General features: G+C 56.4%; 10 protein-coding genes. 3 read left to right on the top strand and 7 right to left on the bottom strand.

The window, feature by feature from the left end:
• Nucleotides 1-471 precede the first annotated feature (471 nt).
• The 4 genes from DDZ13_RS04075 to DDZ13_RS04060 all read right to left on the bottom strand — a co-directional run bounded on the left by DDZ13_RS04075 (nucleotide 472) and on the right by DDZ13_RS04060 (nucleotide 15968).
• Nucleotides 472-13074 carry an Ig-like domain-containing protein gene (locus tag DDZ13_RS04075; RefSeq protein WP_110130146.1) on the bottom strand — a complete coding sequence of 4201 codons (12603 nt, stop codon included), beginning with the start codon at nucleotides 13072-13074 and terminating at the stop codon, nucleotides 472-474.
• 312 nt (nucleotides 13075-13386) lie between these two features.
• Entirely contained in the window at nucleotides 13387-13767 is a 381-nt protein-coding gene (locus DDZ13_RS04070) for a hypothetical protein (RefSeq protein WP_110130145.1), read from the bottom strand.
• A 302-nt stretch (nucleotides 13768-14069) separates the two neighbouring features.
• A complete protein-coding gene (locus DDZ13_RS04065) occupies nucleotides 14070-15428 on the bottom strand; it encodes a diadenylate cyclase (RefSeq protein ID WP_110130144.1) in 1359 nt (452 codons plus the stop codon).
• A gap of 165 nt (nucleotides 15429-15593) precedes the next feature.
• Nucleotides 15594-15968, bottom strand: coding sequence for an NADH-quinone oxidoreductase subunit A (locus DDZ13_RS04060; protein ID WP_110130143.1), 375 nt, complete (start codon nucleotides 15966-15968; stop codon nucleotides 15594-15596).
• A gap of 248 nt (nucleotides 15969-16216) precedes the next feature.
• Between DDZ13_RS04060 and DDZ13_RS04055 the strand changes: the two genes are divergently transcribed.
• A complete protein-coding gene (locus DDZ13_RS04055; RefSeq protein WP_110130142.1) occupies nucleotides 16217-17308 on the top strand; it encodes an SO_0444 family Cu/Zn efflux transporter in 1092 nt (363 codons plus the stop codon).
• 41 nt (nucleotides 17309-17349) lie between these two features.
• The gene (locus tag DDZ13_RS04050) at nucleotides 17350-18348 is read left to right on the top strand and encodes a sodium:calcium symporter (protein ID WP_233246069.1); all 999 of its coding nucleotides are present in this window, start codon (nucleotides 17350-17352) and stop codon (nucleotides 18346-18348) included.
• Between the two features lie 44 nt (nucleotides 18349-18392).
• Here DDZ13_RS04050 and DDZ13_RS04045 read toward each other — a convergent pair whose 3' ends face one another.
• The 3 genes from DDZ13_RS04045 to DDZ13_RS04035 are packed head-to-tail and all read right to left on the bottom strand — an operon-like array spanning nucleotide 18393 to nucleotide 20509.
• Nucleotides 18393-18824 carry a hypothetical protein gene (locus DDZ13_RS04045; RefSeq protein WP_110130141.1) on the bottom strand — a complete coding sequence of 144 codons (432 nt, stop codon included), beginning with the start codon at nucleotides 18822-18824 and terminating at the stop codon, nucleotides 18393-18395.
• 40 nt (nucleotides 18825-18864) lie between these two features.
• A complete protein-coding gene (gene fmt / locus DDZ13_RS04040) occupies nucleotides 18865-19848 on the bottom strand; it encodes a methionyl-tRNA formyltransferase (RefSeq protein ID WP_110130140.1) in 984 nt (327 codons plus the stop codon).
• Between the two features lies 1 nt (nucleotide 19849).
• Entirely contained in the window at nucleotides 19850-20509 is a 660-nt protein-coding gene (locus DDZ13_RS04035; protein WP_110130139.1) for a 3'-5' exonuclease, read from the bottom strand.
• A 130-nt stretch (nucleotides 20510-20639) separates the two neighbouring features.
• Between DDZ13_RS04035 and DDZ13_RS04030 the strand changes: the two genes are divergently transcribed.
• On the top strand, nucleotides 20640-21425 hold the full coding sequence (locus tag DDZ13_RS04030) for an inositol monophosphatase family protein (protein WP_110130138.1): 786 nt from the start codon (nucleotides 20640-20642) through the stop codon (nucleotides 21423-21425).
• Nucleotides 21426-21453: the final 28 nt, after the last annotated feature.

Genomic DNA, 21453 nt, shown 5'->3' with positions numbered 1-21453 from the left:
AGACCTAGAGATAAACGCTTCCCTCCCCTCTGATCTCCCTGCTTAAATATTATTGCCGCAAAGAGGCGCTGAAGGCGCAAACTAACAACCAATTTAGCCGAAGCTCTTTAGCTTTTGTCCCATTGTGCCCATAAATGACCAGTCGTTCTGAACGGAAACCATTCGGCTACGTGACATGGAAGCGATGCGCAGGGAAATTCGACAGAGAACAACTGGATCACTCCTCCGACTCGGGTAATGGGCTGATGATGGTAAGAACAATCTCCGCCTCATCACTTAGGTGGCGTATTTCGTCGGAAATGGAGTCGCCGACCCAGGCGGGGCGATCATGGTCATCTGGGACAGATTGACTTCGGAGGGCACCGCCACAGAGCCTCGTCTAGTGAGGACAAGGCCAGAGATGATTTCATCTACAGTCTGCCCAACGGATTTAATTGGGCAGACTGGTTCGGCAATGCTGCTTTGATTAACTCAAGGCTGCGATAGGATATACATCTGATCGATATTAAGGGTATCGAAGGTCCGGTTGCCTGCACTTTGATCGGCATCGCGCACGCGAACGTGGACAACACCGCTTGTACCTACCGGGAGTGTGAAGGTCTGTTCGGTATTATCATCCGAGGTCTTGATCACAGTCAGCATATCGCTGTAGACACCGTTCTCGCCCGTGGTCGAGTAAGCGAAGACAAAGTTGTCGCCCTCACCGTTTGCACTGTGGTGCGCCTCAACGTGGAAGCTGACCGAGTTACCCCCTGCGACGTCGAACTCCCACTTGTGCTCCAGATAACTGTAGCGGTCGGTTGGTTTGCCGTTAATCTCCGTTTCAGTAATCGACTCGTAGATATTATCCGAAGTAAAGGTGTCTGTGATCCCACCGCTCACACTGTTACTGGCAACAAGCACCTCCGCATAGGCATAGTCCTCAATGACTAAGCTAAGCACATCAATATTGAGGGTCGCCGTGACTGCTGGAGCAACTCCATCACTCACGCTGACCGTAAAGCTGTTCGGACCCACATCGGTGCTGCTCGGTGTTCCCGAGAGCAAGCCATCTGCGGCGACAGTCAGCCAAGCAGGACCGCTCACCTTCGCGTAGGCTAGGCTATCTCCTTCCACGTCGCCGGCACTGCCGCCAATCGTGTCGCTGTAAGCCTCGCCTTGGGTCGCATCCGACCTGCTGAGGGGGTCGCTGCTAAAGCTCGGTGCGTCATTGACCGCAACGACCGTGATGCTGACCGTCGCAGTATTGGAATCCACCGCGCCATCGTTCGCCTTGAAGGTGAAGCTATCGCTGCCGTTGTAGTTGCTGTTTGGCGAGTAGGTTAGATTCGGAGCCGTACCGCTGAGGACACCGTTGCTCGGCGCCGTAACCACCGTGTAGGTGAGCGTGTCACCATCCGTATCACTAGCCGTCAAGGTCACGGCTAGATCCGTGTCCTCATCCGTCGCGAGCGACTGGTCGTCCGCGACCGGTGCGTCGTTGACCGCGTTGACCATGAGGCTCACCGTTGCCGTGTTCGAGTCCACGGAACCGTCGTTGGCCTTGAAGGTGAAGCTATCGCTGCCACTGTAGTTCGCGTCCGGTGTATAGGTCAGGTCCGGAGCCGTGCCGCTCAGGGTGCCGTTGGTTGGTACTGTCACGACCGTGTAGGTCAGCAGGTCACCTTCCCCATCACTGGCAGTCAGGGTGACGGCCACCGAGCTATCCTCGTTGGTGCTGACCGACTGGTCGTCCGCGACCGGCGCGTCATTGACCGCATTGACTGTGATACTGACTGTCGCGGTATTCGAGTCCACCGTGCCGTCGTTGGCCACAAAGGTGAAGCTGTCCGAGCCGTTATAGCCTGCGTTTGGCGTGTAGGTCAGATCCGGGGCCGTACCGCTGAGCGCACCGTTGGACGGCGCAGTGACCACTGAGTAGGTCAGCGCATCGCCGTCGGCATCGCTGCCCGTCAGGGTGACGGCCACTGCGGTATCCTCGTCCGTCGTGACCAACTGGTCGTCAGCGACCGGAGCCGTGTTACCCGTGCCGGAACCGGTTGGCACCACATCGGCATAGGTGGCACCGAAGCGGATTTCGTCAAATGTATCTCCGGCTAGATCATTGTTTCTGATCCATATACCGATTGTGTCCAGTGCGGATTGGTCGATAACAGCCGACACAGTGGAGAAAGCATGGCCGGTGAGGTCGAGATCCGTGCCTGGATTGTAGAGGGTCACGGTATCCGCCGTAGTGGCATCGGCACCCCAGGTCACTTTGCCAATGATGAGTTGGGTCGTTCCATTGAAGTTAGCCGTCGCATCATGGGTTCCCGGTTGGGTGCCGCCACTGTAGATTGCGGCACGCACATAACCGCCACTGTCGGCGTAAAACCCGATGCCTGAACCACTATTATTGATATCGGTGGTGAATGGCTGATCCGTGCCAAGCGTTAGAGCAGCTTCATCATTGCCGTTGTCAACGAAGTTGACGACTACACTGAACCAGAGCTCGGCCGAGTCGTTCAGAAGACCCGCGTTTGCAAGATCGCCGCTGATGGCAGTGCCGATATTACCGCCGCCACCGCCGGATCCGATGTATTGCGTCGAATTTCCGGAAGTTGCGAGGTTGCCGTAGGAGAGGCTTCCGGTAACGAGATCGAAACGGCTATCGCCGCCCCACGTTCCGGAGGTGCCGGTCGCCGGGCCTTCACCGGACAGATCGTTTCCGACAGCCGGATCGTAGCCGAATGACTCATGGATGATCGCGACACCTGTAGCATTCACCGTGATACTTACGGTTGCCGTGTTTGAGTCCACCGTGCCGTCGTTGGCCTTGAAGGTGAAGCTGTCACTGCCGGTGTAACCTGCGGTCGGTGTGTAGGTCAGGTCCGGAGCCGTCCCACTGAGCGTGCCGTTGGTCGGGGCCGTCACAACGGTGTAAGTCAGGACGTCGCCTTCCACATCGCTCGCCGTCAAAGTGACGGCCACTGCAGTGTCCTCCGTAGTTGCTACCTGCTGGTCATCCGCAACCGGAGCGTCGTTCACCGCGTTCACCGTAAGCGAGACCGCCGCGGTGTTTGAGTCCACCGTGCCATCGTTTGCCTTGAAGGTGAAGCTATCCGAACCGTCATAATCACTGTTCGGGATGTAGGTCAGATTCGGAGCCGTACCGGTCAGGATACCGTTGGTCGGCGCGGCAACCACCGCGTAGGTCAAGGTATCACCCGTATCGACGTCCGTTGCGGTCAGCGTGACCGCAACACTGGTATCCTCATTGGTTGCAACCGCATCATCGTTGGCCACCGGTGCGTTGTTCACACCGTTCACCGTGATGCTGACCGTCGCGATGTTCGAGTCCACCGTTCCGTCGTTCGCCTGGAAGGTAAAACTGTCGGAACCATTGTAATTCGTGTTCGGCGTAAAGGTCAGATTTGGAGCTGTGCCACTCAAGGTACCATTCGTCGGACCAGCAACCACTGCATAAGTCAGCGTATCACCGGTATCCACATCGGAGGCGGTCAAGGTGATCGCCACGGCGACATCCTCATTGGTCGTGGCTGAATCGTCATTGGCAACCGGTGCATCATTCACCGCGTTCACGGTAACGCTGATGGTTGCCGTGTTCGAATCTGCCGTACCATCGTTGGCCTGGAAGGTGAAGCTGTCCGAACCGTTGTAATCACCATTAGGTGTATAGGTCAGGTTCGGAGCCGTGCCGCTCAAGGTGCCGTTGGTCGGACCAGTTACAACGGCGTAAGTCAGCGTGTCACCTGTATCCACATCGGATGCGGTCAGCGTAACCGCCACGGCCGAATCCTCGTCCGTTGTCGCGGAGTTATCATTAACAACCGGAGCATCGTTCACAGCATTCACTGTGATACTGACAGTTGCCGTATTCGAATCGAGCGCACCGTCGTTGGCCTTGAAGGTGAAGCTGTCCGAGCCGTTGTAATCACCATTCGGCGTGTAGGTCAGGTTCGGAGCTGTGCCGCTCAAAGTACCATTGCTTGGGCCTGTTACGACGGCATAGCTTAGTGAACCGCTGTCGATATCCGAACCAGTCAATGTAATCGCAACACCCGTATCTTCATTGGTCACCGCCGAGTCGTTATTCGCAATCGGGGCATCGTTCACGGCGTTCACCGTTATGCTCAACGTCGCGATATTTGAGTCCACCGTACCGTCGTTCGCCTTGAAGGTGAAGCTATCGGAACCGTTGTAGTCTCCATTCGGAGTGTAGGTCAGATTCGGAGCTGTGCCGCTGAGCGTACCGTTGGTCGGCCCCGCCACGACTGCGTAAGTCAGCGTATCACCGGTATCGATATCGGAGCCCGTCAGTGTGATCGCGACACTGGCATCTTCGTTGGTGACCGCCGAATCATCATTGGCTACCGGTGCATCGTTGGTCGCATTGACAGTGATGGATACCGTTGCGGTGTTCGAGTCGACCGTACCATCGTTGGCCTTGAAGGTAAAGCTGTCCGAACCGTTGTAATCACCATTCGGTGTGTAGGTCAGGTTCGGAGCTGTACCGCTCAGAGAACCATTCGCCGGGCCGGACACCACAGTGTAAGTCAGCGTGTCACCCACATCGGCATCGGACGCAGTCAGCGTAATCCCGACCGAGCTGTCTTCATCCGTTGTCGCCGAGTCGTCATTTGCCACAGGTGCGTCATTGGTATTGAGCACCGTGATATTCAGGGTCGCCTCTACCGGAGTCGCGATGATGTTGTCGGTCACACTCACTGTGAAGCTGTTTGCTCCCACATCCGCGTTGGTCGGCGTGCCCGAGAGGTCGCCATTGGCGGCCACACTCAGCCAGGCCGGACCACTCACCTTGGCGAAGGTCAGCGGGTCGCTATCACCATCGGAGGCATCGTCTGCCAGCGTTGCGGAATAGGCGGCATCCTCGGTAGCATCCACTTCATTGACCGGATCCACCGCCCATGTCGGCGCGTTATTGACAACGGGTGGGCTTCCGCCCGTGACGGCATCATCCAAAATGGTGGACTGCCCCGAAGCAGTAAGTCCAACGTCCTGCCCGGCAGCAACGAAAGCGAAGGAGTCGATATTGAAACCATCTTCGCGGGCTCCGATTTCCCAGGTCACCGTTCCCCCGGGGCTTGTGAGTGTATCCAATACGATCGTCCATCCCCAATCTCCCGCTGTCATGCCTGGCGCGAATGCAGTATGGCCATTGGTCAACAACCAATCGGCATCCACGGCAGGATCCGCATCACCAAAAGCAACCGCTGTGTACATGCTGTCGTCACCACCGCTGCTTGGTTTTTGGATCCGTGCATAGAGGTCATAATCACCTGCCGGCAGATTCACCGTGTAGCTTACCGTAGCGGCCTCTACAATGGGCTGGGTGGTGGTGCTCGAGTTATCCGTGTTGGTTGTGATGTAACTGTCTCCCAAGGGGCCTGAGTCGGGAGCAACGGTTACTGCCGGATCAAAATAGCTTCCAAGTAATCCACTTTCTGCCTCAAAACCGAAAATGGTCGCTTGGGAATCGTTTACTGTAATGTTCAATGTTGCTTCGATAGGCGAGGCGACGACGTTATCCGTCACACTAACGATGAAGGCATTCGTGCCCACGTCCGAACTTGTGGGTGTTCCCGAGAGAGTGCCATCACTGGCCACACTCAGCCAGGCCGGACCACTCACCTTCGCGTAGGTCAGCGGATCACCGTCGTCGTCGGTCGCGCTGCCATCGAGTGTCCCGCTATAAGCGACGTCTTTGGTGGCGTCGGCACCGGCGATCGGATCAGCCGTGAACACCGGCGCATCGTTGACCGAGTTGACAGTTATACTGACCGTCGCGGTATTCGAGTCCACCGTGCCGTCGTTGGCCTTGAAGGTGAAGCTGTCCGTGCCGTTGTAGCCTGTGTTCGGCGTATAGGTCAAACTCGGCGCCGTGCCACTCAAGACACCATTTGTCGGGGCAGCCACCACGCTGTAGGTCAACGGATCGCCGTCCACATCGCTGGCCGTCAGGGTGATGCCAAGGGCGACATCCTCGTCGGTGGTGACCGACTGGCTATCCGCTACAGGCGCGTTGTTCGCCGATGGATTAACCGTAATCGAGACGGTCGCGGTGTTCGAGTCGACGGTACCGTCGTTGGCCTTGAAGGTAAAGCTGTCCGAACCGCTATAACCCGCATTTGGAGTGTAGTTCAAATGCGGTGCCGTACCACTCAAGGTGCCGTTGGTCGGTGCCGTGACGACACTATAGGTCAACGCATCACCGTCGGTATCACTGGCGGTCAGAGTGACGCCAACGGCGGTATCGACATCGGTTGTCACCGATTGATCATCCGCGACCGGTGCAACGTTCACTGCGGTCACCGTAATCGAGACGGTCGCGGTGTTCGAGTCGACGGTGCCGTCGTTGGCCTTGAAGGTGAAGCTGTCGCTACCGTTGTGGCCGGCATCCGGTGTATAAGTCAGGTCGGGAGCTGTGCCGGTCAACGTTCCGTTGGTGGGTGCCGTGACGACACTGTAGGTCAGCGGATCACTGTCCGCATCGGTAGCCGTCAGGGTAACCGCCACGGTGGTGCCCTCGTCGGTTGTCACCGATTGGTCGTCGGCCATCGGAACGGTGTTGCCACCGCTTCCGCCTTGTCCAACCACACTCGCATAGGACTCGCCGAAACGAATCTCGTCGATGACACCGGACGTATTCGGACGATCCCACATCGTGATCAGGCTGAAGGTCGACTGGTCGAAGTCGCCTAGCTGGCTGGCAAATGCCGTGCCCTCGGCGGGCTCCGCTGCGTCCGGATCCGTTACATTGAACAGATAAAATTCGTCGGCCGTTCCGACTGACTTCCAGTTTATCTTGCCCACCAGAAGATAGGTTCCGCCGTTCGCGGCCAGCGAAGTAGACGACAGAGTTTGGCTGGTACTGTTGTCATGCCGAACCGCATGGATCGCGCTATTGATCGCGGCAAAACCGAAGGCATCTCCGGCAAGCTCCAATACTGGATTACTCCCGGTTGCCTTGTGCGGCTGGTTGCCCAGCACGAAGGCAAAATCGTCGCCGGTACCGGCGTCCTGATACAAGACGCTGAACCATGTTGTGCTGTTGTCGGCCAAGAGCGCGCTTTGGGAGGCGGCCGAAAGCACTCGATAAGCAATCCCACGGTAGCTTGTAGCGATACGTCCTGCACTATTACCTGCCACAGGCAAAGTGCCCAGGCTTAGACCCGGATCAAGGACCTCGAAAGACTGATCATCGACACCGGCCACGCCGCCGTCATCGTCGACCACCCAGGAACCGCCAAAGCCGAGGCCTCCGGAGTTGCCCTCCAAAGTGGCCGCTTCCTCAGGTGTTCCACCGGTAGCTGCGTAATCGAAGGATTCGTAAACCACAGTTGTTTCCACGTACGGTACCGTCACTTCAATATTCAAGGTCACCGTAACCAGAGGCGCAATGCCGTCACTCACGCTGACCGTGAAGCTGTTTGGCCCTTCATCGGCACTGGTCGGCGTACCCGAAAGCGCGCCGTCGGCCGCGACACTGAGCCAGGATGGACCACTCTCCTTCGCGTAGGTCAGCGCATCGCCTTCGGCATCCGTCGCACTGCCAGCAATCGTATTCGAATAGGTCTGATCCATAATTGCGTCCGCAGCCACAATTGGATCGGTCGTAAAGACCGGTGCGTCGTTTAACGCGTTAACCGTAATACTGACCGTCGCGGTATTCGAGTCCTCCGTGCCGTCGTTGGCCTTGAAGGTGAAGCTGTCGCTACCATTGTAGTCCGTGTTCGGCGTGTAGGTCAAACTGGGAGCCGTGCCACTCAAGACACCATTAGCCGGAGCAGTCACAACCGTGTAGGTGAGCGGGTCGCCATCAATGTCACTCACGCTCAACGTCACCGCCACCGGGGCGTCTTCGTCCGTTGTGACCGCCTGATCATTAGCAACCGGGGCGGAGTTACCGGCGTAGTAATAATTGATGCTCGTATCGTCCGAGATGGCCGAACTCGTGTTGAGATCCTGCCCCTGCGCATCCTTGATAACGGCACCCTTGGCCACTGAGAAAACCAGGTACCCGTCAACCGTGCTGGTGGTGCTGACTTCGACGGTCACGACACCCGGTGAAGGTTGACTGATCGCACCGATACTGATGGGCAGTGCCGCCAGATTTACGAAATCGGCCGCCTCGATCGTAGTCAGGTCCATGTCTTCGCTGAAGGTCAGCGTATAGATGATGGTGGAGGTCGAGGGAACCGGTCCCCCGCCCTGGTCGTCCACGATATCGACCGAAGCAAGTGTGGGTAATGTCGGATCCTGGCCGATGGAGATCTCCAGATCCACCGGCGTGCCGTAGGCCGCCGAAGCCGGACCGGTCGGACTTTGAGTTAGGACATGTCCAGCGGGAACGGTCTGGCTGTAGGCAGTTGCCGTCGTGATCGTGCCCACCGTCATATCCGAATCTGTGATCAGGCTTTCAGCCGCCGACTGCTCGACGCCGACCACATTGGGAAGCGTTCCCTGCAAAGAAATCGTCGCAGAGGCCACTGCGGACGCAGCCGTCTCGTTCAGGGCCGGAGACCTATCGCGGGCCTTGACCGTGTAGCTGTATTCCGTCCCCGGAGTGAGACCGGTGTCGGTGTAGACATTGCTGTCCTGCCAACCGCTGTCAGTGCCGCCACCGGCCGTGCAGGTGAAGTAGTATTCGACCTCGGCCAAGTCGAAGGCCGGTGTGGCCACCATGGTGATGGATTGGCTGTCGACCGGCGTCGGTGCGATGTCGAAGGTCATCGGATTCGGCGTCGGTGCGGTCGTATCCGCCGTCATGTCGACCGTTCCCTGAAGCACGCTATGCAGCGTCCCGCCGAAGCGAATTTCATCGATATAGGTCGTGCCGTTACCGGTGGAGGAAGTCATGAATGTCAGCGTATCCAATTTGGATTGATCCACATTTGCGATCAGTGTGGAGCTCGGCTCGGATGGAAGCACCATGCCGGATACGGGAAGATAGATTTCGACCGTGTCGGAACTGGCACCCCAGGTAATCTTACCGACCACCAATCGCTGCTCGTTACTGTTGAACTCGCCGGCGATGGAACCATCCCAACTTCCCTTTAAGACGGTACTATTGTTAACATCGAAAAACTGCGCGGCCTGAATCTCATTCGCATACAGGGTCACGCCGATTCCGGTGCCCGGATCGACTCCATCATCCACAATGTAATCCGCGTCCTTATCCAAGCTGCCGTTTGCAAGAGCCAGATTGACTCTCTGTTGGTAGCTACTGTCGATATTGCCCATCACGGCACTGAACCAAAGAGTTGCCCCGTCATCCATGAGACCTCGATTGGCCAGTGCCTCCGCTCCGATTGGACGCGACGCATTCGCTTTTGATTTCCCAAAATTGTCACCACCCTCGCTGTAGGTTCTGAGGCCCGTGCTGGGCAACGTGCTATAGGTCAGCGTCGGAGACTCCATGAAATGGTAGGGGTGACTCATCGACCATGCTCCGTCCAAGCCGACTTCCGTGAGGCCAGACGCCCCATCCAGAGTGCCTACAGCATAATCAAAGGGTTCGTAAATCGCGAGACCGACCCCGGCCGCAGTGTTGACCGTGATATCGATGGTGCCGGTGGTTACTTGCCCCTCGCTATCCATCACTTCAAAGGTGATGCTGTCAGTACCGCTATAATTACCGTCAGCCGTGTAGACAAGGTTGGGTGCGGTGCCGGTCAACCGGCCCTGGCTCGGGCCACTCGTTATCGTGTAAATCAAGGCATTACCTTCAGGATCTACCCCCGTAAGCAAGATCTGCGTCGGCGTTCCGGCGTCGACCGCAAGCGACTGGTTGTTGGCCGTCGGCGGGTCATTGGCGGGCAGGGAGCCGCCCGTGTCATTCAAAGTCACCGCAACGGTGTCCGATACCTCGGTCAATCCCCAGACATCCGAAATCGTCACCTCGAAGAGGTACTCTCCCGGGACGCCATCAAAGACCACCTCGGTCGACGCGGCTGCGTTCGTGCCATTTCGGAGAAAGGTAACCTCACCGGCTCCGTGTACCTTGCGCCAGGCATAAGAGAGTTCGGCTCCAACATGGTTGTAGGCATAGGCACGCAGGGTCGTACGATCCTGAGGCAGGGTAAGCGAGGCGTCATCGGCCACCATCAGATGAATGCCTTTCAAGGGAACGACCACATCGGGATTGGTGTCTGCGGCGATCGCATCCAGCACGGATTGCGCCTGCGTGGCGTAATCATCACTCGCAACCTTCAATTGACAAAACTCAACGATCTTCGGGTCGGGGATGACCGACAAGGATGAGGCCCCATAGAGTTCAAGCGCCGCATAAATAAATTTGTGATCCCGTGTCTCTTTTCGGATTGTTTCCTTCGCCAAGGGAACACCCTCGGAATATCCGAACTTGTGGAGAACTTCGACGCTATCCACCTGAACCGCCCCTGAGAACATGCGATCCGCAGGAGCTTCGTCCCAGGCCCCGGACACAATTACGTCGGACAATGCCTCCACGTCTTCCCTGGTCAAACTGGCATAAATATCCGTTGTCCAATTGCGAGTCCGGCCTTGGGGGTTGCTCACAGCCGAACGAATTGCCGGATACAAAAGGTCACGGTTAATCCCGACCAAATCATGGTTTCTGAGGATGCCTCCTTCGTAACCGCCAAATAGGATGCCTGCAATCGCCCCATGCGTCAGGTGGATCGGATCTTCCGTATCCACGGGCATAAGGGGTTTGGCCTCCGCAACACAAGCCGCCATCAGGCTATCCACTTCCGGTAATTTAGCTTCCGGGGGGAACTTCTGAATCGCTTTGGCAGCCGCATATTTTACTAAGTCCTCCGAATCAGCAAGCAAGCCGATCAACAATGAAAGCGAGCCCTGGTTCTCAATCGCGCCCAATGCCTCACACGCGCCCATTCTGTCATGGAGGGACGCATTCGTATCAGCTGCAATGCTTTCCAGGCCGGGCAAGATCGCCGCATGCTCGGAAGTACGGAGCCCCAGCTCGGCTGCCGCATCGCCCCGGGTAAAGGGGTGCACGGAACCCAGGTCATCGAGCAGCTCGTTGGTCGTGCGGGTCGTCGCATCATAGCTGATTGCGTTATCCACATCAGCAAGCTCTTGCGCGGTGAGCCATGTGCTGGGATCGTCCGTGGTATTTTTCCCGGTCACATAAGTCTGGCGCAGGGGCGCGGCATAAGGAAGCAAACAGGCCGTGTACATCTGCAATTTTAGCGCACTCCAATCATCGCCACCATAACCGAACTGACCGCCATTTTGGTAACTGTTGTAGGTGAACGTTCCATCGTGGTTGCGTGCCAAGTCATAGAACCAGCGCTGTTCTTCGAAAAAGGCTGCCATGGATTCTTCCCCGCCGGCATTCGCTCCCAGAGCAGCCCACAAATAGTTTAGATAGGGTCCTGAGTGGCCTGAATCGATGTTGGTTGCCGAGGCACCCGCCATCATCGAGTAGTAATTGGCAAAGTCATTATGCCCCCCCTGTAATTTGTAGCAAAGCGCGGCGATCGCGTTCTTACCGTTCTCCCCGTGGCCGTAACCGGGATTATGCTCCCCATAAGGAATACTGCCCCGGTTGACATAGGCTCCGTAGAAGTTGCTGGCCCGTTCGATGGCATCCAGCACCCTTTGATCGGTAACACCCGCCTCCCGCGCCAACAGCAGGCCATAGAAGCACTGCATGTTGGCACTGTTGACGACACCATAGCCGATCCCGTAAGGACCGTTCAACGAACCATCCTCGGCCGGCAGGGTAAACTTGTGCCCGCTGGTGCCAAACATACTTTGCCCATTCGCAGCGGCTACCGCGTAAGCACGCATCGAATCATAAGCGGCCGAATCACCGGTCTGCAGATAATATTCAGCGAGGGCAATTAGCTTAAAGCCATGCGACCAAGCGATTTTACCTCCAATATTATCAATCAAAAAATCGTTGGACATGAAGTATTCAACTTCTTCCGGAGTGAGGATCAGCTCCTGGATTTCCTGTTGGACCCGCGTCATGCGAGCCGCATTGTCCGGGTTCGTCGGGTCATTGCCCGCAAGCAGTGTGACTAGAGAAAACTTGGTCGAATCGGTTGCGCCTACCGCCATAATCGCGTCCAAACCTTTTTCAAGAACCGCCGCCGACTTCGGGCAGTTGTAGGGCGCGGTCGCACTGTAAGCACCGAGAGTCTCCAGAGTAATGGAGACCGTATCGACGGAGCTACTGCCCTGCTGGGCCACGGCAAAAGTAAATCCCGTATCCCCGTCTGATATATCGGTACGGTCGCCACCGGTATCGCTGGCCACCGTTACGGTATCCGTTGATACGCTGGCCGTAAATCCCGCGTCGAAATCCAGGGCGGCCCCGATGGCTGCCGCGACCGAAGTCGCGGCATCGCCGGTCACCACACTCGAAATCTCAATGGCACGGTCGGCGGCCGAAGCACCGCTCGGTATAGCGGTTCCGCTGTTATCGACGTCAAACCAGACCGCTACGGTACCCAAGCCGTCATGAAGCGTAAAATACTTGCCGTCCAAACTACCCGAAACATCGGCGACCGCTTGGATCGTGCTGGTCTCTCCAGTACCCCGCCAGCGCTTCATTTTGAGTATTGCCGGATCCCTGGCCTCCGCCTCCGAGATCGCCGCAGCGAAAGCCTTGCGCGCATCGTAGGTGAAGTCGGCCGGCTCGGCTCCCGTGCCGTCCGCACCGAGAATCACATCGCCCACCTGAAGAATCCCTTCGGCGGGAGAGCCCGCATCCACTGACGTCACCTCAATCTGACGGGCAAACTCCGTGTTCCAACCCTCGTATTTTTTAAACCAGTCATCGCGATACATCCAACCGGACATTCCCGTCGGACCGAGATTCCACGACCATTCATCATTATGTCTATAGTCCCCGGGCCTGCTGGGATCTGAGTATTGATCCCCGCCGTTCGTCAGGTCCGGGTTGCCGTTACGTGCATCGGCACTCGCCAAATTGGGAGCGCACAGCGCGAGGGCGATTAACAAGGTGGAGAGGAATGATGCCAGACCATGGGTTTGAGCCAAGGCACCAAAGCGTTCAGACGCTGGGGTATCTTTCATACGATATAACTAGGGTGTTGAATAGAGTAGATTTATTAATGGGGAATCGAGGGTCGCCCAAGGACGCGGTCACCAATGCAGCACTTTAAGGCGAGCGCGCATAGGTTGGAGCAGCCAATAAGTCTGCTCAAAGCGACAATGGTTCGGCGAGACACTCGGTCCGCCCGTGTAAAACTTATCTCTGTTGAAGCGATGGGGTGTAACAAAATAATCGAGCCTTTCTTCAATGCAGGGTGAGCATTCCAAAAAGCGTAGGAAACGTAATTTCATTTCTGCTCAAAGAAACAAGTAAAATGGATCTTTTCATCTGTCCTAAATGAGGACAGGTAATTCACCTTTAAATCCTGCGCATGTTTTTTGTACGAGGTAGTGCTGCAAAGCGTCGTAAGGCGTAATCTCGTCGACAAAGATCGCACCGGGAGGCGTCACTTTGAAAAGGCTGTTCAAACAGCGGTTGAACCTTTCCAGCGTATTCTCCCAAAGCGGGAGGTTATAGCCCCCCCCGGGCGACAGGTCCAGATTCTCCTCCTCATCCAGATAGGCCGCCTCAAGTGGTCGCAGTTTTCCACGAAGCTGCTCCTCACGCGGGAGCCGCACAATGCACTCCAGACCCCTGCCCTGCAACCAACGGATCGCCTCACGCGTGAAGGGAATCTTGTCGGGACCTGCTCCAGCAATCGGCAGATCCGCCATCGCCCAAAAAAGGCAAAGCCGGGTAAAAGCTTGGCAACAGACTCCAAAATCGGCCTGGGCGCCGCTTGTCTGCCCTGATTTTTAGACCTTAACTGGCCGTCACGCTCTGGAAAATATAAGCCAAAAATAATAAGCTGCGGAGATCATCGAGAAAGAAGCGGGCTTCCGTATACTATCTCCGTCTCCGTTCCCTTCATCGCCCTACTCTTAAAAGCTCGAAGAGAGAATCCGGGGATTGGACAACCGGCGTGCAACTACATCGAATGTCCGCCGAAACAACGAAATCCCTTCACCCTATCAGCCTAGGCGTTTCGCACCAACGCCTTCTCAATCAGAGGCAGCATCTTGCCCTTGCGGAAAAGTGTGACCTGGCCAGTGCTTCCGGAGACCACGATGCTGAGACAATCGACCGCCTGTGTGATGGCTGCGGCCGCGGCGTGCCGGCTTCCAAGCCCTCCTGGCAACTCGTGGTTGTAATTGGGCGGGTAAAGCAGGGATCCGGCGGAAACCAAAACTCCGTCTCCACGAATAATAAACGCGCCGTCAATGGAAGAGAGCTCTTTCACGGTCTCGTCCATGAAGGGGTTCAGGATATTTCGGTCCTCGTCCTTGTAGCCGTAGAAAGGATTCAGGATGAGTGGCTTGGAATATTCCGAAATCTTGTCCGAATTCCCGAGCGTAAAGAGACAGCCCACGGGGTGCCCCTCCCGCCCTTCCACGGCGAGCTCGGTCGCGATCCCGAGGACCCGCTCAATCACCTCGGGCTTCACGCTGGCGGGAAGCATATCGTTTTTCGTGGCGAACACTGTCTGGAACTCGCGCTCGATATCGACCACCGTAATGCTGTCGAACTGGTTGCTTTGGCGCAGACCACCCACGCAACAAAGACGATCGTTGCTTTTGAAGACACCGCGGGTCAGCCCGATGAGTACCGCGCTTCGCAACTGGGAAAAGCGTTCGTTGCTGAATGAGCGAATCGGGAGCACCGCGTCGATCTCCTCGCGCTCGGTGGCGGCATCCGAGGTTCCGTGAGCGATAAGGACGGTCTTGAAACCCTTGAACTTGGAGCCGAACTCCACGCCCCCCCCAAAGGTGTCGCCGAAGACCAGCACCGTCGAACAGTTGGCGCCCTTGGCGATCTTGGCGGCCTCACGGAGGATAAGATTATTAAATCGGTTGTGCCGGCGCCGGGGCTTGTCCCCCTCGCCCCCGAAGACAAGTTTCACTTCCTTGCGGAAGTCCGAGAGCTTGTGAGCGGCGTTGAGACGCTCCATGTGCGACTTGTCCTGAAAAATCCGCGCCAGCGAAGCGAGACTGTAAAGGTAGCTCCGGGCGTTTTTCGCCGCCAGCAGCAGGAAGACGTACCGGATATTCTTGTACTCGGCCTGCCCGTCATAGTCGAGACCGCCGGGGCAGCGCCCGACTGCAATCATATATGGACGCTTCATCGACACACGGGTGTGCGGCAGGCAAACGCCGTTCCCCAAGTAGGTCGTCATCTGCTTCTCGCGGTCCAGCAAGTCGTTCAGCAGCCGCTTTTTGCTCAGACCTTTCTCCTTCGAGAAATCGCACACTTCCAGCAATTCCGCAATCGCGCTCTCGAAGTCCGTGGACTCCAAATCCACCACACGGGAAACAGCGATGTATCGATCAATGCGCATTTTGGTTGGTTGAACGTTGCTTGTTGTTGGTTGTTAGTCGCGATGACGTAGGATTAAAGTGAATACAACGTATCGCACCACCAGTGTTAACAAAGCAATACTCCGGGGAAAGGCAAGCTCTTCCCATAACTAACAACTATCAGCTTTCAACCAACAACACTCAGTCTACTTCTCCCATTCGATCGCACCCTTTTTCAGTTCGTAGACCAGGCCGAGCACGAGCACGCCGAGAAAAAAGAAAACCGGCAAAAGGATAGGAAGGTTTGCCGCGAGGAACTCACGAAAAACCAGAACCCAGGGAATGAGGAAAACCACTTCAATATCGAAGAGGATGAAAAGCATCGCCGTGATGTAGAACTTGATTGCGAAACGGGCATGGCCGGATCCTTCGGCCAGCATACCACACTCATAGGGAGAATCCTTGATCGCGGAGGTCGTGCCACGTTGACCGAAGATATGGGACGCCACCAAAATCACCGCGCCAATAGCACTGGCAATGGAGATTTGAACAAGAATCGGATAATAGTCCGCGATCGACATGTGGCCTAAAAAGGTGGGTTTTGCTCCCGTGACAAGGTGTTTTTAGGGAAAAAACAGATTCATGGGCATTTCTTCTCTTCCGTCATGCAAAGTCCATAGCGGGCAGCAAGGATAATTGGGAAGCACTGAGACCCCGGAATGCCGACACCGAACCGAAAGGGACCTAGCCCGTCGTCCAGAAGGAGAAGAGGGGGGAAACAAATCGGGTTTGCAAGAATCGCCGGCTGAGACAAACCTGTGCACTACGCATGGTCCAGTTTATCACAAACCTTTTTCACAACAGCTGGGAGCTGACTGCCGAGATGGCGCCCTACCTGTTGTTCGGTTTTGCCGTGGCCGGACTTTTGCATGTTTTAATCCGGGCCGATTTTGTACAGCGACACCTGGGTAAGCCCGGGCTGAGCGCGGTGATCAAAGGCTCCCTCGTCGGGGTGCCGATGCCCCTTTGCTCCTGCTCGGTTATTCCGATTGCCGCTTCGTTGCGCAAGAGCGGAGCCAGCCGGGGAGCCACCGCGTCCTTTCTCAGTTCGACACCACAGACCGGAGTCGATAGCATTTTCGCCACATACGCATTGCTGGGCGGCATTTTTACAGCAGTGCGCGTACTTGTCGCTTTTGCCTGCGGCATCACCGCCGGCTACCTGATCGAGATTTTCTGCAAGGAAACGCCGAAAGCCGACTCCCCGAACTTCTCTGACCTGAACTTCAGTCCGGAGAAAGACGACAAGCCAACATCCACGCCGGCCACCGATGCTTCGTGCTGCGGGAAAAAGTCGCCCCAGCGTGGTTGGCGCGAAGCAATCCGCTACGGCTTTATCACCCTACCGGCGGACCTTGCCCTCGCATTGATTTTTGGGCTGATTCTCGCGGGGCTTATCACCACCCTGCTGCCGCAGGACTTACTGACCGGCTCACTCAGCTCGGGCTTTATGGCCTTCTTCATGGCCACGCTCATCAGTTTACCGCTCTACGTTTGTGCGACCGGATCAATTCCCATGGCTTACGCGCTCATGGCAGCAGGCTTGTCACCGGGTGCGGCGCTTGTCTTTCTCATTACCGGACCAGCCACCAATACAGCGACCATCGTCACCGTCTGGAAAATGCTCGGGCGCATACCGACGATCATTTACCTTCTCAGCCTGCTCGCGATCTCCTGGCTGGCCGGGGCATTATTCAACATGACTGTGGCTCAGCATATGATCGATTTGGAAGGCGCTCATGGCGAACATGCACATCTTTCCTACTGGCAACACCTGGCCGGAATCCTACTCGTCGGCATCCTCCTGGCGAGTTTGATCGTCCCGAAATTGAAGCAGGGGAAGTCCTGCTGCAGTGAGTAATTTCGTTTGCCCTGAGCCGGCGCCGAGCCCAGCTTGACGGCTTGCAGGAACTATTGGGACAACTTCAGAACCTGGCCGGTGCATGGACGCCGCTCGCCTTGGTTGGCATCTTTCTTCTCAGCTCGCTGATCATTCTTTGGCGGCTTGAGCTTATGTCGCACCGTGGCGTCGAAGGAACGGTACTCGGCACCCTTTTCATGCCCTACTTCTCCGGACTCGGTAATCTGATTTTCATCGGCGTGGTCCTGCAGCAGAACGGGCCGGCTAGAGAAGTGGCGATCAATTCCTGGACGAATAATCTGACCAACCTCTGTCTACTGCTCGCACTCCCCGCCCTGATCTGGGGCATTTCTCTGGATGCAGGTTCTAAAGCGAAAAAAGCGCAGCGTGAATTCAAGGTGCACCGTCTCTCGCTTGCGCTCACTATTGTGGCGATGATTTTCTTTACTTTGGCTGTTTGGGTTCTCGGGCAGGACGGCCAAATCGACCGCTTTGATGGCTTCGCTCTCGTTGGTCTTTTTCTCTTCTGGCAGTGCTTTCACATTTTTGAAGTGCTGAAGGAAAATACGCGTCAGGGAAAAGGCTGGCACCCCATGATCGTGGTCGACGTCATTCTCATTCTGATGGGTAGCTTCCTCACCCTCTTTGCAGTCGACAGCATCGTCAACGAACTGCTGCAACGAAGCGACGGTTTCCTCAGTGGCCAACAACTCGGATTACTTACCGGCTGGCTCATGGTTCTTCCCAATGCCGTCCTCGCCTTTTACTATGCTTACAAACAGAGAGGCGATGTGGTTTACAGCTCGCAGGTGGGCGACGGGCATATCTGTATTCCACTCTGCATCGGACTCTTCGCGATTTTCAAGCCCATGCCTCTTCCCGATTTCATGGCGAAGGGACTGATTTTCATCGTAGTGATCGCCGCCGTGCATCTGGCTTGCGTCATCTTCTTCAAGAGCCTGCCGCGAATCGTCGCAGCCAGCCTGGTCGCGGTTTACGCTTATGCCCTTTACGTCCAGCTCAGCGGCGGGTTGGCTTAATCTTCCGGGCAGCGCTTGTGCTGCTGCGACTGAATCCGGCCCGCTTAGTCCTCGCCAAGATCGAGCGGATCGACGGCAAAAAACTGGCTAAGATTCAGAAACTCACCCTGCGCGTTGAGCCACTCTGGATCCTGGGTAATTTCGTGCATCGATTTCTCGGTGTGGTTGCAAAAGAGGTAGACGTCCGGTCCGAGACAGATGTACGCGTCCATACTCGCGCCCTCGCCCTCACGGGTGAAGCTGAATTCACCACCGAGTGCTGTTTGATCTTCGGTCAATTCCTTGCGGAGTGCCATCGTATTGTCAGCAAACTCCGCCAGAAAACCACCTTCGTTGGGACCTTTGTAATGGTGAAGTTTCAACTTCCCGCCGTCCAATCCCACGATCGCAAATTCATCAAAGACCGGCCTCCCGTAGGCTGCATCCAACTTGGAAATGCACTTATAAATCCGAGAAACAGCCGTCTGTAAATTCATGATGAAATTAAGCGCGATTCTTCGCTCGCTGACAAGGCCTTTATGCGTGATTTGATTGTAACAAATCTTCTCCTCTTACGCTCGGCAAAATCGAATCCACATCGATCCGGTAGCCTTTCAAAAACGCCTCGACCGGGAGCATACGCCCACCCGGGCGCTGCAGCTCGAGTATTTGCAAAATCCCCTCCGCGGTCGCGACGTCAAGCGTGCTGCCGGCAGCCAGCACGGTGCCCGGTTCCGCTGAAACCGCACCGGCCCGCCAGTTGACCCGACCAACTTTAATCCGCGTCTCACCGTGGTCAAAATACGCTCCGGGCCATGGCTGGAAAGCTCGCCGCCGTCGCTCAAGGGTTTGCGCAGTTTGGTAAAAATCCAGAGCGGCGTCTTCCTTCTTTATCTTTCGGCAGTAGCTTGCCCGCGAAGCATCCTGTGCCTTGAATTCCAGTTGCCCCGAAACGGCAGCACCCAGATGACGCCACAGAAGCGGCACCACGCCTTCACCCACTTTCGCCCGGAGTTCAACTGCCGTATCCACGTCTTCGATACGAATACGCTCCACATCCGCCACCGCGCCCGCGTCCATTTCCCGAACGACTTCCATCAGGCTGACTCCAGTCTCCTCCTCGCCGACTGCGATTGCCGTCTCAACAGGAGAGGCTCCGCGATAGGCCGGCAGGATCGAACCGTGAAAATTAAGCATACCATATGCCGGCGCATCTCGAATCGCTTTGGGCAGGAAATGCCCGTAGGCCATGACAAATGCCAGTGACAAGCCGGCTTCCTGGAGAGACTCGGCCAGCTCACGGTCCGGTTTTTCCGGTTGGAGTAAGGGTATGCCATGGGCGGTCGCAAACTCCGCCACCGGATTTTGCTGCAAACGTTTGCCACGCCCCGACCTTCGATCGGGCTGAGAGACTATCAGCGTCAATTCGCAGCGATCGGCAGCTTCCCCGAAGAGATAGCGCAATCCGGGCAGGCAGATCTTATCCGATCCGAAATAAGCTATTTTGGGTTTATCCGTCATATTAGAGCAGTTCCTGCTGCCCCATCGACTCACGTTGAGATTCCGATGAAGCACTTTGCAAGATCAACCACCTCAGGCTGGCCGATTCAAGTTCAGGCTCGGAAAAAAGTCGCGCCAGCAGCAAGGCCGATGCCATGGCATCGTAAAGCGCGCAGTGGTAGCGTCGACGGTGAGGCGGACAGTGCAATTGTGCCAGGCGGTCGAGTTCCTCCTCCAGATCGAACACCTTGACCAGAAACTCCAATCCGTAGCTCTCCATTCCCGGATAGATTCTACGGTAGAGACGCAGCGTATCCAACCACGGGCCCCAGTCCGCGGCCTCGGCTTCCGGCTCGGCAAAGTTCGGGCACTTTTTCGGATAGGGCCAGACCGTGGCAATCAGTCCGGCTTCCACGGCGACATTATGCGCACAGAACGGCCCTTCTTTTCTCAGGCCGGAAAACAAGGTCCATTCGCGGTCAAATGCCTCCGCCGTGCCGGCAAGTTCCTCATTGATACCGTGCTGTGCCCGGTCCAGGTCCGAAATCGTTCCCACCGGGGCACAAATCCGGCTGTAGGTCGCCGTAATGGAACGACCGGCCAGTGTCGCAACGCCATACTCCACGACCCCGCTTTGTCGGCTGCCTTCGAAATCAATCACATGAATAGGTGTGGCGCTCATAGTACGTGCATAGACAAGACTTGCCTAACCGAAACACAACTTCCAAACCGCCGCATCGGGGCCAATCTGCTGTTGCCTCGTGTCAGACAAGGCTACAGCTTTGGAAACAAAACAAACTCACACTACGATTATGTCTGAAATCACACGCGCCCAAAAGGACGAGTTCATTGAATTTATTGCCTACCTCTGCGACGAAGCTGCCAAGGAAATCCTGCCGCACTACGGCCCGGAAGTTGAGATCGAACGCAAGTCCGACGCCACACCGGTTACCCTGGCAGACCGCAATGCCGAAAAACGGATCCGCGAAATTCTCGCCGAACGCTATCCCGAGCACGGCATCATCGGAGAGGAGTACGGCCGTGAGCGTGAGGACGCCGAGTTCGTTTGGGTCCTTGATCCGGTGGACGGGACAAAGTCGTTCATCTCGGGGGTTCCTCTCTTTGCCACGCTGATCGCCCTGCTCCACAATGGCCGCCCGGTCATCGGCGCGATCAATCAACCCGTCATGAAGCAGATGGTCATCGGTGACTGCGAAACCACCACCCTGAACGGCAAGCCCGTCTCCGGCCGCCCGGCGTGTCAATTAAATGAAGCCACGCTCTGCACCACCGATCCGATCCGCGAGACGCTCTGGCAGAACAAGGCCGACTGGTCCGCACTTCCCCCGAAGACCGCCCTCTACCGCTCTTGGGGGGATGCGGGTGGCTACATTCTCCTTTGCTCCGGATTCATTGATATTATGTGCGACCCCCTCATGGAAATTTGGGACTGCGCGGCTATCATTCCCTGTCTGGAAGGTGCCGGATTCAAAGCCACCGGCTGGAAAGGTGGCGACGCTTTTGATGAGCGCTGCATCATCGCTGCCAAGGAACCGCTTCATAATGAAGTAATGGCGACTCTCTACCCCGAAAGATAAGAAATCGAAGAAAGGGACATATAGGATC

The organism is Coraliomargarita sinensis, from assembly GCF_003185655.1.
GTDB classification, from domain to species: Bacteria; Verrucomicrobiota; Verrucomicrobiia; order Opitutales; family Coraliomargaritaceae; genus Coraliomargarita_B; species Coraliomargarita_B sinensis.
Note: the sequence above shows the minus strand (reverse complement) of the source record. Positions and strands in the feature narration are given on the sequence as shown.

Coding starts and splice junctions, on each gene's coding strand:
- DDZ13_RS04045 (WP_110130141.1), bottom strand. CDS start 18,824: ATGAATTTACAGACGGCTGTTTCTCGGATTTATAAGTGCATTTCCAAG.
- DDZ13_RS04035 (WP_110130139.1), bottom strand. CDS start 20,509: ATGAGCGCCACACCTATTCATGTGATTGATTTCGAAGGCAGCCGACAA.
- fmt (WP_110130140.1), bottom strand. CDS start 19,848: ATGACGGATAAACCCAAAATAGCTTATTTCGGATCGGATAAGATCTGC.
- DDZ13_RS04060 (WP_110130143.1), bottom strand. CDS start 15,968: ATGTCGATCGCGGACTATTATCCGATTCTTGTTCAAATCTCCATTGCC.
- DDZ13_RS04070 (WP_110130145.1), bottom strand. CDS start 13,767: ATGGCGGATCTGCCGATTGCTGGAGCAGGTCCCGACAAGATTCCCTTC.
- DDZ13_RS04075 (WP_110130146.1), bottom strand. CDS start 13,074: ATGAAAGATACCCCAGCGTCTGAACGCTTTGGTGCCTTGGCTCAAACC.
- DDZ13_RS04030 (WP_110130138.1), top strand. CDS start 20,640: ATGTCTGAAATCACACGCGCCCAAAAGGACGAGTTCATTGAATTTATT.
- DDZ13_RS04065 (WP_110130144.1), bottom strand. CDS start 15,428: ATGCGCATTGATCGATACATCGCTGTTTCCCGTGTGGTGGATTTGGAG.
- DDZ13_RS04055 (WP_110130142.1), top strand. CDS start 16,217: ATGGTCCAGTTTATCACAAACCTTTTTCACAACAGCTGGGAGCTGACT.